Consider the following 11,871-nt stretch of genomic DNA (forward strand, 5'->3'; position numbering starts at 1 on the left):
CACATGCTCCAAGCTTACAGGCAAATTACCTAACAGCTCCATGAGGCAAAACGGCGTGAACTCCTTTGACGCCGTTCACGATCTGGGTGATCCGTAAATCGACGGTCACGCTTGCGATTGCCAGTGCTTCTGTTCGCTCTACGCCATGCAGTTCCCTCAAAAAATCCACCATCTCATCCAAAGCCTGTGCGGCTGCAAGATTGAGATCCTCATTGAAACCGAAAGTCAGCCATCCTTCGGGGGTGTTGGCACGCGGCATATTCAGCGAAAGGTCATCCCTCAATGTAAGGGTGATGTCGACCAAATCCATCGGACACTCGATTGCGGTGCCGGAAACTTCGCCGTCTCCCTGTGCGGCATGGCCGTCCCCGATGGAAAATAGAGCTCCTTCAACTGAAATCGGAAGGTATAGGGTACTGCCGATTTTTAATTCCTTGCAGTCGATGTTGCCGCCGCAATAGCGGGGAGGAGAGGTGTGGTGCTCGCCAGGTTCGGCTGGTGCTACTCCCATCAAACCGATGAAAGGATTAAGCGCGACATTCACAGGACGGGAACCCACTTCAACGCTGGCAGTCAAACTATCACGGTTCAATTCCCAGTCAAGACGGATTCTCTCAGATCCGGTCAATCCGACTGCGTCATTTTGCCAGCTCTTTTTGCCGCCGGCCCAGTTCGTCCCATACCAGCCAGGGACAACATCATTCAATTTCACTTCAAGCACCATCCCTGGCTTCGCGCCCTTCACTTCAATAGGGCCAACCATCGGATGGAGGGGAGTTTCTTCATTCACAGCAGACTTGAAGAACTCCCTCTCGATTCCTTTGGATGCAGAATAACCCCATTCAATGTCCGGAGTTTGCATCCGGATCGAGTCACCGGAATTAACTGTTAGTATTGGCTTATATTCATTACTAAAAGAACCATGCAGGTTTTCGGACTTCAATTGAATTTTGTGGATCATGTTCGCCACTCCTTATGCGATTTCTTTTTTTACTATTTCAGCCTTAGGCTTTCTTTTAAAAAGCCTTGGGTTCGTTCCTATATACACTCCAGATAAAACGAGAGCGGCTCCGATTGCATGTGCGGCAGTGAATTTTTCACCTAAAAACAAAGTAGCCATAATCACGGCAGAAACCGGCATTACATTGATGAAAATTGAAGCCTTTGCTGCCCCAACTTCCTTTATTCCATTGTAGTACATAACGAATGAGACGACGGTAACCAAAACGCTCATATGTATGATGGCGACCCACGTAGTCCCTGATGCCTGCTGTACATCCTGCCATGATGTTTCCGCCAGGGCGAAAGGCAGCAAGAATAATGTACCGAATGCCACTGCATAGGTGGTGGACTCTACAGAACTGAATTTCTTCAATACGATTTTACCAACCACACTGTAAAGCGCCCAGCTGACAACCGCTCCCATTAAAACGAAGTCAATTGGCTCGAATCCAAGTTGAATTAAATTCATCAAATGTCCTTCGGTGATGATGAAAAATGCGCCTGAAAGCGCAATCGCCAATCCAATCACATTGTTGCGGGTGATGGTTTCTTTTAAAAATAAAGCTGACAAAAGCACGATCAGAACCGGATTGGAGGCGATGAATAAAGAGCTTTTAATAACGGGTGCATGTTTGCTGGCCAGGAAAAAGAAGATATTGTACAATGCGATTCCCGTTAGGCCAAGAACGGCAAATAAGCTGATATCCTTCCAGTTCGGTTTCTGACGGTTTTTCTCCATTATGAACATAAGAGGAAAAAGGAGGATGGCTGCCCCGAAAAACCTAAAAAAAGCGACAGTGGCGGGTTCAAAACTTTGGACCGCGTATTTACCGGCAATGAATGCACTGCCCCAAGTTGACGTGGCAAAGGTCAACATGCCATATGTAAGCCATAATTTTTTGTTCATTGTAGTCCCTTCTTTACAAATGTTTTAACTAGTATTGTAGCATCTTTTTCGAAAATCGAAATAAAAAATTAGTAAGTTCTGAAACTTTTTTCATGTGTTGAGTCAAATGTAAAAGGACCTTCCGCTTTATGTGAAGCTCCTTTTAAGGTAGTTTAGTTGTTTGCAAGGACATAATACAAACAACATGTAATGCTATGACTTTATCTCCCGTCAGTTCAATTGCTCAAAATAAACCATCGGTCTTTAATTAGTTGGAACAAGATGGTAACATGATAGGTAAGGAGGTAGTTTATGGAATTTTTAATCCTAATTGGTTTGATCGTTGCAATCATCTGGTTGATGAAATACTTCCTAAGAAAAGTGCTCCATATTCCTAGAGTTAAAAGGAAAGCATTTTCCTATAATCATATAAATAAAATGCATCGTAACTTAGAGTGGATTCTCCGTGTTTCTACGGTGATTGCTTATGCTTATTTATTTTTCCTATTAATGTATGAAGATTTTTCGGTAAATCTTTTTCTTCTCATCATGACATCACTCTTCACTGCACAAAATTTTCTGAGGGCTTATTTCGAATGGAAATCCACTGACCAGCCTAAAGAATCCATCCTTTCCATTGCTGAAGGAGTCATGCTGCTTGGAATCGTATTGCTATTGATCCAGTTTGATGTAATTTATAAGTTTGCTCAATCCCAATAAGGTTACTTAGTGGAAAGGAATGAACCGAAATGATTAAGAATAAGAAATATTTAATTTTGGCCATTATCTTTTTCTTTATTTCGATGGCACTGAACTTTCCGTTCCCTCATGAATATCCCGCTGGCCAGGAATTATCAGTAGCTTTGGGGTTTCCAATCACGACCATGGATGGACTCAATTATATTGGCATTACTGGCCTCATATTGTTTATCATCGGTCTATTTTTTCTGGTAAAATCGCTCGAAATTTACCATAAACGCATGGTTTTGATCGCTCTCGCATTAGTTGCCATCCTGCCGCTTGAAATGGTAAATGCCTATCAAAAAACCTTCGCAACAGGTATCTACGCCATCGAGTACGAAAGAGGAGAGAGCAATTACACATTCGAGATGAAAGAAGATACAACATTATACGCCGTCTGCCATCTCCCATTCGAAAATCACAGCAATGAGACAGTCCAATTCAATATAGAATTCTATGAAAAGTATTTGTTCGAGGATGACGATCCGATGCTATCTCTTTTAAATGAAGCTGGCCCATATAAGGTTACTCTTCAAGGAAAAGAGAGGAAAGTGGTCACAATCGAGAGAGAAATCAATTTAGCAAAATTAAGAAGAGGTGGATTAAGCGGGCAAGGCTGGGGCATTAATTTGATGATCGTGGATGGAGAGAAAGTAAGAAAGTTGTAAAGTGGTAAAAGGAAGCGCACATTCATTTGAGTGTGTGTTTTTTTATGCCATAAACATGAATAATGTCGAGTTATGACAAATGATTAAAAAAGTAAATGGTTCTCGATGAACAGGTGATTAAGTAGTTAACATCTTTTGAAGTGACTTCGTACAAAAAATGCCCAAAAAAGAATGAAAAAAATTGTTTTCGTACAAAGTTTTTATTACTTATACAAATACTTGTATAAAAATAACTTATTAGGTCATTTATATTTGGTTTTACTGGAATAAAGTCATTGAATTAATATCCTGCAATAATTAGAGGAGGAGTCTAACTTTATATGACGATAGTTTTGTATTTTAAATATTATAAATATTCAAAAAATAATCTTTACATTATTTTAGGCCTGTTATATAGTGTTACCAATATCAAGGGCCAAGCGAAGGGGTGGTATTTTGATTCAAAGTGTTAACAGTTTACAATCGACAATATTTACCGAGAAAGTTGTTCTTGTTACGGGAGCAGCACATGGAATTGGCAAAGGAATCTGCAAAGCGTTCCTGATGCACGGAGCAACAGTAATCGGTACTGACATATTGGATCAGGAACTTACGGAAGTGAAAACCGAATTTAATGAATGGCTTATGTTGAATAAAAAAGATAAAACTTTCGATACATATACTTGTGACCTCACAGAAGCAAAAAGTGTAAAAGAGTTGGTGGAATATATAATCCAAAAATACAAAAAGATTGATGTTTTGGTAAACAACGCGGGGGGTGTATGCGGGCAAATTCATCAGCCAGTTGAGGAAGTGACCCCTGAACAATGGCGAAAGATTTTTGCCGTCAATCTTGATGCTGCTTTCTATACGACAAAGGAAGTTGCTCCCTATATGAAAAAGCAGAATTATGGCCGGATCGTTAATATTTCAAGTGGAGCTGGCCGCAGTACGAGTCTCACTGGAATTCAGGCCTATGCCAGTGCAAAGGCGGGACAGATAGGCTTCACGAGACAAATGGCTCAAGAACTTGGTCCATATGGAATCACGGTCAATAATGTAGCACCCGGATTTGTAATTTCAAACCCATCAACCAAGAAACAGTGGGAAAGGATGACGATGGAGGAACAGGCAAACCTGGTCAAATCAATCTCCGTGAAGCGACTAGGAGAACCTGAAGATATAGCTCATCCGGTCCTGTTTTTTGCCTCGGATTTCGCAAGTTATGTGAGCGGCCAAACCATTTCAGCAGACGGCGGACAACAACTTTTTTAGGAGGAGTTCAATGGAAATCACAGTGATTGGGGCAGGCGCAATTGGCGGTGTGCTGGGAGCACATCTTGTCAAAGCAGGCAACAAAATAACTTTTTGCGATAAAGATCAGGAGCATGTCCATGCAATGAATAGTCAAGGTCTAAGAATCGAAGGACCGGATGAAACCTTTACGGTTGAGTGTGATGCATATACTCCTGAACAGCTAGTTAAAGTAAACAAAGTTCTTGATACAGTGTTCCTGTGTGTCAAGGCTCAGCATACAAGAGAAGCGCTCAAGCCATTTTTACATCTTATTGGCGAAAAAACCAATGTGGTTTCTTTCCAAAATGGGCTATGCGAGAACGAGATTGCCAGCTTGATAGGGAGAGAAAAGACGATTGGCTGCTTTGTTAATTTTTCGGCAGACTACCTAGAGCCTGGCAGAATCCTTTATGGCGGAGTCGCAGCGCTCTATCTAGGGGAATTGGATGGACAAATTAGTCAGCGAGTAACTGATTTGCAGAAAATTCTCCAATGCTGGGGACCAGCACAGGTTACGGACAATATTTGGGGTTATCTCTGGGGGAAAATGTCCTATGCTGGACTTTTATACGCAACAGCCTTGGTGGATGAAACCATGGCATCAGTGGTAAGAAAAGTGGATCTTCGGGACACTCTGATGGAGCTTTGTTCGGAAATACTGGAGGTTGCTGATAAGGAAGGCGTCAAGCCAATTGGCTTTGATGATTGGGTTCCTGACCTAGTCTACCCAAGAGAGAGCCGGGATCAGCAAGTCCTTGATTACCAGCTTGAAAAGCTTGCACACAGAATGGCGTCTAACAAGAAAACCAAAAGTGGCATCTGGAGAGACTTGGCCGTCCGAAAAAGAAAAACAGAAATCGATTCTCAGCTGGTACCCATTTTAGAAATAGGAGCAAGCCATCAGGTGCCCATGCCTCTAACAGAATTGCTAGTAAAACTAATCAAAGACATTGAAACCGGTTCTATCCAAATGGATTGGAATCACTTATACAAACTAAAAGGCCTATACGAAAGTGGAAAAAAAATATGCAGTTAAATCATGAAAATCTTTCTGACCATGTAGCGAAGATCATTCGGAAAATGATCCTGAACGGTTCATTAAAGCCTGGGGAAAAGGTAAATCAGGCACAGCTGGCTGAAAGTCTTAACATATCTCGCGGCCCGATAAGAGAAGCTTTGAGATCATTGCAAAATGAAGGGTTAATCAAACACGAAACAAATAAAGGAACCCATGTTACAACACTTTCTTCCCAGGACGCTTACGAGATTTATACTTTAAGGGCTTTACTGGAAGCAAAAGCTGCTAGTCTTGCAATCCCTCATTTAAAAGATAAGGATTTTAGCAAGCTTGAATTGCTTTTGGCAGATTTCAAACTTGCCATGGATGAGAAGGATCTGGAGAGGGAGGCCAAATGTGACATCGACTTTCATCAATTGATCGTCAGTGCTTCCAGACATACGAGATTAATCCATATGCATCAACAGTTGGACACACAAGTAGGGGCCATGTTCTTAACCGTTGCCAATAAGCTTCCTGCGAGAGCCGCGCTTGTTGTGGAAAACCACAGGAAATTACTAGATGCTTTAAAATCCAAGGACGCAGATCGAGTCAGCAGGGAGTTTTCCGATCATTATGTTCACGCACTTAACGAACTAAAAGAGGTAAAAGGCCTTCTGACAATATAAAGGTGGTGGATTTATGTTACTGGAACTGAATAATGTGTCTCTTTCTCTTAAAAGAGATGGAAAATACGTAAAGATACTAGACGAGATTTCTCTTCAAGTCAATAAAGGAGAGACAGTAGGTATCGTGGGTGAGTCAGGCTGTGGAAAGAGCATGACAGCATTATCGGTCATGCGACTTTTGCCTGAAAAAGCAAAGCTAGAAGGAGCCATTCATCTTGAAAAGGATGAGATAACTTCCTACTCAAAAAGGAAAATGGAAAAAATCAGAGGCGATAAAATGGCAATGATTTTCCAGGATCCGTTGACGTCATTGAATCCTCTTCACACTGTAGGCAGACAGATTGAAGAGACGCTGATTCTTCATACAGAGCTGAATAAGGAGCAAAGGAAACAACGAGTCATTGAGCTTTTAAAAGAAGTAGGATTGCCGAGAGCGGAGGAAATTGCTTCGGAATATCCTCACCAATTATCTGGCGGAATGAGACAGAGGATCATGATTGCTGTTGCCATGGCGTGCAACCCGAGTCTATTGATTTGTGATGAACCAACGACGGCACTGGATGTAACCGTTCAAGCACAAATCCTCGATCTGATGAATCACCTTAAAGAAGTTAATGAGATGGGCATCATCATGATTACCCATGACCTCGGTGTAGTTGCTGAGGTTTGTGACCGCGTTATTGTCATGTATGCTGGCAAAATTGTCGAACAGGCTGAGGTTAAGGAGCTATTCATGAATCCTAAACATCCCTATACGATGGGACTTCTTGAATCCATACCGAAACTTGGGGTTAAAAAATCTAAACTCGGGTCCATTCCTGGTATGGTTCCGTCGCCGGATAAAATGCCCAATGGATGTCGTTTCTTTGAACGCTGCAGTTCAGCAATGGAGATTTGTAAATGTAAGACTCCTCCAATGAGCAGTGTAGGGGAAGATCATTCAGCAGCTTGTTGGTTATACGAAGAAAAGGGGGGAGAATTGAATGGCTCTTCTGGAAGTGAAGGACTTGAAGCAACACTTCACCATTAAAAAAGGATTTCTAGGCGAGAAGAAAAAAGTGAAAGCTGTGGATGGAGTAAGCTTCCACATTGAGCAAGGTGAAACGTTAGGAATTGTTGGCGAATCTGGATGTGGAAAATCAAGTCTGGGCCGAACAATCCTCCAGTTACTGAAACCTACCTCCGGCGAAATCATTTTTGGAGGAAAAAATATCACCCACCTTCCTAGGAAAGAAATGAAGGAATTGCGGAAGGATATGCAAATTGTCTTTCAGGATCCTTATGCATCATTGAATCCAAGAAGTACGGTTCGTACTATCCTGGAAACTCCGCTTCTCGTTCACGGGGTAGGAAACAGGCAGGAAAGAAGGAAAGTAGTTGAAGGCCTGATCGATAAAATTGGTATTCGCAAGGATCAGCTAGACCGATATCCTCATGAATTCTCTGGGGGACAAAGGCAACGGATCGGCATAGCCCGTGCGCTTACATTGAACCCTAAATTGATCATCGCGGATGAGCCAGTATCAGCGCTTGATGTATCGGTTCAATCACAGGTTCTGAATCTTATGGTCGACCTCCAAAAAGATCTTAATTTGAGCTACATGTTCATTTCTCATGATCTCTCCGTTGTCCAGCATATATCCGACAGAGTAGCTGTTATGTATTTAGGTAAAATCGTTGAAATCGCTGATGTCGAAGAGTTGTATAAAAATCCTCTGCACCCTTATACAAAGGCACTGCTGACAGCCGTACCGCTTCCTGATCCGACAAAAAAGCGTGACAGAATCATTTTACAGGGGGACTTGCCAAGCCCAATCAACCCTCCGACAGGCTGCGCCTTCCATACACGGTGCCCAGTAGCAACTCCTGAATGTAAAGTGGAAACACCCGAGCTTAGGGAAAAAGCGATGGGACACTGGGCTTCGTGCATTCACGTACATCCTGAGCAGAATACCAAAACAAAAGTCAATATTTCTTAATCTAAAGGAGGTGGGGTAGATGGATGCATTACGTTATGCGCTAAAAAGGATTCTGCTCATGATTCCCATTCTAATTGGGATCAGCATATTAACTTTCTTCATCTCGAATACCATTCCCGGAGATCCGGCCCGTTTGGCTGCAGGGCCTTATGCAGATGCAAAGGTAATAGAGGAGCTGCAGGAAAAAATGGGCCTCAATGATCCGGTGTATGTACAGTATTTCAATTATATGAAAAATTTGCTCCAAGGGGATTTAGGGAATTCTAACTATTCACATCAACCTGTCATGGAAGATATCAAACAATATTTTCCGGCAACATTGGAATTAACTTTCTTCTCAATGTTCATTACGATATTGATCGGCATCCCATTAGGTGTAATAAGTGCGAGCAAGAAGGATAAAATAGCTGACCAATTCGCAAGGGTCATGGCACTTATTGGAGTGGCAATGCCAGCATTCTGGCTGGGGATCATCTTTCTATTATTCTTCTATTTAAAATTAGGCGTGTTACCTGGATCAGGCCGCCTGGATACGGGTTTAGCGCCTCCGGAGACAATCACCGGCATGTATACAATTGACGCCCTTCTTACAGGCAATTGGACAGTATTTAAATCAGCGTTGATCCATTTAGTGCTTCCTGGCATAACCCAGGCTGCTGTCACAATCGGGATGATTACAAGAATGACAAGATCGTCCATGCTCGAAGTATTGAGAAGTGATTATATCAGAACAGCCTTTGCAAAGGGCGGATCAGAGAAAAGAGTACTTTATGGCCATGCTTTAAGAAACGGGATGATGCCGATCATGACGCTGCTTGGGATGACCTTTGGCCATTCCCTCGGAGGAAGTGTCCTCGTAGAGTCGGTATTTTCATGGCCAGGGCTCGGCAAGTATGCAGTCAATGCCATTACTTATCTGGACTTTCCAGCTGTTATGGCCGTGACGATTCTTATCGCCGTTCTGTTCATTATCGTAAACCTTATCATTGATATACTCTATCAAGTTGTCGATCCTCGATTGAATTATGATTAAAAGGAGGCAGTAAATGTGGGAAGAAGAATTCTACAAAGTCCTTTAACAGTATTAGGGATTTTCCTAGTAGCAATGATCATCGTACTGGCTATATTCGCACCATGGATTGCCCCTAAGGATCCACTGGAGGTAAACCTGGGACAAAAATTGCTGCCGCCTAGCTCGGATCATTGGTTCGGAACTGACGAAGTAGGAAGGGATATATTGAGCCGGATCATTTTTGGCACAAGGATCTCTTTAAAGATTGGACTTATGGTGGTATTAATTTCATTTCCAATCGGGACCATCCTAGGAGCCATCGCTGGCTATGTAGGTGGTATGGTAGACCAGATCATCATGAGGCTGACTGATATTTTCCTCAGCTTTCCAGGGATCATCCTTTCAATGTCGATTGCTGCAGCTCTTGGGCCATCGATTGAAAACGTCCTGCTTGCATTAGCGATCACCTGGTGGCCATGGTATACGAGAATAGTTCGCTCGTCAGTGCTTTCCATTAAAAGCTCAGAGTTCATTGAATCAGCCAGAGCGATCGGCGCAAATCCATTCCGAATTCTATTTAAGGAAATCATTCCTAACGCAATTGCGCCTGCTAGTATTCAGGCTAGCCTCGACCTTGGGTTCGTAATCCTTGCCGCAGCTGGACTGAGCTTTATCGGTTTGGGAGCACAGCCTCCTTCTCCTGAGTGGGGAGCAATGCTTTCCTCGAGCAGGGAAATTCTAAGGGATGCCTGGTGGGCAGCGACCTTCCCAGGTTTGGCGATCCTGCTGACTGTTTTAGGGTTTAACTTATTGGGAGATGGTATGAGAGATTTGCTGGATCCTAAAAATAGGTAAATATATATTTCTTTGAAAGGGGTGATTCCTGCCTTTTAAAGCCTTTTGCAAGGAAAAAATCCACTAAAAATCTGGGGGGAACCAAATGAAGAGGAAGAGTATCTTATTTAAAGTGATGACCATGGCGCTGATTCTGTTGCTTGCTTTGACTGGATGTAATAAGTACAACCAGGAGACGACAACAACACCTGCAGAGGGAAAGAATGAAGAAAAGACCGAAACGCCTGCAGAACCACAAGGTTCGGGAAATCCAGATGTCTTCAATTTCGCCACCAACCAGGATATACCGCACCTCGACCCACATGGCACTGCTGCTAACACTTCATTCCGTGTAACCTATATGCTTTATGATCGCCTTGTTACTTACGATGGAACAGATACCGAAGTAAAACCTCAACTTGCAGAAAAATGGGACGTTTCTGATGATGGTTTGACTTACACATTCTACCTGAACAAGGAAGCTAAATTCCATGATGGTAGTCCAGTAACAGCTGAAGCCGTTAAGTATTCATTCACTCGTGCCATTGATATCGGAAAATCTGCTGCTGGACAATTTAAGAAAGTTATTTCAAAGGATAGTTTTGAAATAGTGGATGATCACACAATCAAAATCACTCTTGAGAAACCATTTGCTCCATTCATCAAAACGCTTGGAACTGTCTTTGCCAATATCGTCAATCCGAAGCTTGCTGAAAACCATGGCGATGATTTAGGTGAAAGTTATCTTGCAGATAAGGGATACGGTTCTGGTCCATATATTCTTGAAAGCTGGGATCGCGGCCAGAAGATGGTTTTAAAAGCGAATGAGAATTATTGGGGAGAAGTACCTAAATTAAAAACAGTCAATATTATGATTGTTAACGAGCCTTCAACTGCTAGACTAATGCTTGAAAAAGGGGAAGTAGATTTGCTGGATTACTCTATGCTGTCTCCTGATGTGATGAAGCAGATGGAAGGTACAGAAGGAATCGATATCATTACACAGCCTGGTTACCAGATTGATGATATCGCCATCAACATGGAAAAGAAGCCTCTTGATAATGTAAAGGTTCGCCAGGCATTGGCACACGCAGTAAACTATGACTCTATCAACAATGATATTCTGCTTGGTGCAGGTAAGCGCATCGGCGGAATCATCCCAGAAGGAATGTTTGGCTATAACCCGGATGTAAAGCAATATGACTTTGACCTTGATAAAGCAAAAGCACTTCTTGAGGAAGCAGGGCTTGGTGATGGTTTTGAAACGGAGATCCTGATTTCCGAGAATAATGAGGTACGTAAAAATATTGCAGTCATGATGCAGTCAGACTTCAAAAAGATTGGTGTTGACCTGAAAATCAAGACATTGGCTTGGCCAACCTTCCTGGAAACTGTTACTTCAGGCGGCCATCAGCTAGCATTGGCTGCATGGACACCAGATTACGCAGACCCAGATTACAATCTTTGGTATTTCGCTCATTCTACTAGTAAGGGTCCAGGCTTCAACCTTGCATTCTATGAAAATAGCAATGTCGATAAGCTGCTTGAAGAAGGCCGAAAGACTGTAGACGAAGGAAGACGTGAGGAGATCTACCAGGAAATCCAGGCAATCATGAGTGAAGAGGTTCCGTATATCTTCCCAGCTCAGCGTCTTGTTCAGGCTACTCAAAGATCATGGGTGAAAGGTTACGAAATCAATCCTATGAACACATGGTACGTACCGTTCCAGAAGATGACGAAAGAATAATTTCATTAAAACGACCGCAGGACTATATTGTATGCGGTCGT

The 11,871-nt window shown here is 42.6% G+C and carries 12 protein-coding genes; 10 read left to right on the forward strand and 2 right to left on the reverse strand.

The genetic code is table 11. The features are described from left to right. Nucleotides 1-25: 25 nt before the first annotated feature. Both LGO15_RS12185 and LGO15_RS12190 read right to left on the reverse strand, forming a co-directional pair. Entirely contained in the window at nt 26-961 is a 936-nt protein-coding gene (locus tag LGO15_RS12185; protein WP_226087773.1) for an acetamidase/formamidase family protein, read from the reverse strand. A 12-nt stretch (nt 962-973) separates the two neighbouring features. Next, the gene (locus LGO15_RS12190) at nt 974-1,909 is read right to left on the reverse strand and encodes a DMT family transporter (RefSeq protein WP_226087774.1); all 936 of its coding nucleotides are present in this window, start codon (nt 1,907-1,909) and stop codon (nt 974-976) included. A gap of 291 nt (nt 1,910-2,200) precedes the next feature. Here LGO15_RS12190 and LGO15_RS12195 point away from each other — a divergent pair, with 291 nt between their 5' ends. From LGO15_RS12195 to LGO15_RS12240, 10 genes are all read left to right on the forward strand, one after another. Next, nucleotides 2,201-2,608 carry a DUF4181 domain-containing protein gene (locus LGO15_RS12195; protein ID WP_226087775.1) on the forward strand — a complete coding sequence of 136 codons (408 nt, stop codon included), beginning with the start codon at nt 2,201-2,203 and terminating at the stop codon, nt 2,606-2,608. 29 nt (nt 2,609-2,637) lie between these two features. Beyond that, the gene (locus tag LGO15_RS12200) at nt 2,638-3,297 is read left to right on the forward strand and encodes a hypothetical protein (RefSeq protein ID WP_226087776.1); all 660 of its coding nucleotides are present in this window, start codon (nt 2,638-2,640) and stop codon (nt 3,295-3,297) included. Between the two features lie 435 nt (nt 3,298-3,732). Beyond that, entirely contained in the window at nt 3,733-4,551 is an 819-nt protein-coding gene (locus tag LGO15_RS12205; protein WP_209437808.1) for an SDR family NAD(P)-dependent oxidoreductase, read from the forward strand. A 10-nt stretch (nt 4,552-4,561) separates the two neighbouring features. Beyond that, nucleotides 4,562-5,608, forward strand: coding sequence for a ketopantoate reductase family protein (locus LGO15_RS12210; RefSeq protein WP_226087777.1), 1,047 nt, complete (start codon nt 4,562-4,564; stop codon nt 5,606-5,608). Continuing rightward, the gene (locus LGO15_RS12215; RefSeq protein WP_167830686.1) at nt 5,599-6,258 is read left to right on the forward strand and encodes a GntR family transcriptional regulator; all 660 of its coding nucleotides are present in this window, start codon (nt 5,599-5,601) and stop codon (nt 6,256-6,258) included. Before LGO15_RS12210 ends, LGO15_RS12215 begins: the two co-directional genes overlap by 10 nt. 13 nt (nt 6,259-6,271) lie before the next feature. Next, entirely contained in the window at nt 6,272-7,288 is a 1,017-nt protein-coding gene (locus tag LGO15_RS12220) for an ABC transporter ATP-binding protein (RefSeq protein ID WP_167830687.1), read from the forward strand. Beyond that, on the forward strand, nt 7,242-8,237 hold the full coding sequence (locus LGO15_RS12225; protein ID WP_167830688.1) for an ABC transporter ATP-binding protein: 996 nt from the start codon (nt 7,242-7,244) through the stop codon (nt 8,235-8,237). The genes LGO15_RS12220 and LGO15_RS12225 overlap by 47 nt, the downstream gene beginning before the upstream one ends. Nucleotides 8,238-8,256: 19 nt before the next feature. Continuing rightward, a complete protein-coding gene (locus LGO15_RS12230; protein WP_167830689.1) occupies nt 8,257-9,270 on the forward strand; it encodes an ABC transporter permease in 1,014 nt (337 codons plus the stop codon). A 15-nt stretch (nt 9,271-9,285) separates the two neighbouring features. After that, entirely contained in the window at nt 9,286-10,104 is an 819-nt protein-coding gene (nikC, locus tag LGO15_RS12235; RefSeq protein ID WP_167830690.1) for a nickel transporter permease, read from the forward strand. A gap of 85 nt (nt 10,105-10,189) precedes the next feature. Beyond that, nucleotides 10,190-11,830: an ABC transporter substrate-binding protein gene (locus LGO15_RS12240; RefSeq protein WP_167830691.1), complete on the forward strand. Its 1,641-nt coding sequence runs from the start codon at nt 10,190-10,192 to the stop codon at nt 11,828-11,830. Nucleotides 11,831-11,871: the final 41 nt, after the last annotated feature.

The sequence above is a fragment of the Mesobacillus sp. S13 genome (assembly GCF_020422885.1).
GTDB classification, from domain to species: Bacteria; Bacillota; Bacilli; order Bacillales; family Cytobacillaceae; genus Mesobacillus; species Mesobacillus selenatarsenatis_A.

Excerpts from the sequence above, each read along its gene's own strand:
- LGO15_RS12185 (WP_226087773.1), bottom strand. The coding sequence starts at position 961 with ATGATCCACAAAATTCAATTGAAGTCCGAAAACCTGCATGGTTCTTTT.
- LGO15_RS12190 (WP_226087774.1), bottom strand. The coding sequence starts at position 1,909 with ATGAACAAAAAATTATGGCTTACATATGGCATGTTGACCTTTGCCACG.
- LGO15_RS12195 (WP_226087775.1), top strand. The coding sequence starts at position 2,201 with ATGGAATTTTTAATCCTAATTGGTTTGATCGTTGCAATCATCTGGTTG.
- LGO15_RS12200 (WP_226087776.1), top strand. The coding sequence starts at position 2,638 with ATGATTAAGAATAAGAAATATTTAATTTTGGCCATTATCTTTTTCTTT.
- LGO15_RS12210 (WP_226087777.1), top strand. The coding sequence starts at position 4,562 with ATGGAAATCACAGTGATTGGGGCAGGCGCAATTGGCGGTGTGCTGGGA.
- LGO15_RS12215 (WP_167830686.1), top strand. The coding sequence starts at position 5,599 with ATGCAGTTAAATCATGAAAATCTTTCTGACCATGTAGCGAAGATCATT.
- LGO15_RS12220 (WP_167830687.1), top strand. The coding sequence starts at position 6,272 with ATGTTACTGGAACTGAATAATGTGTCTCTTTCTCTTAAAAGAGATGGA.
- LGO15_RS12225 (WP_167830688.1), top strand. The coding sequence starts at position 7,242 with ATGGCTCTTCTGGAAGTGAAGGACTTGAAGCAACACTTCACCATTAAA.
- LGO15_RS12230 (WP_167830689.1), top strand. The coding sequence starts at position 8,257 with ATGGATGCATTACGTTATGCGCTAAAAAGGATTCTGCTCATGATTCCC.
- LGO15_RS12240 (WP_167830691.1), top strand. The coding sequence starts at position 10,190 with ATGAAGAGGAAGAGTATCTTATTTAAAGTGATGACCATGGCGCTGATT.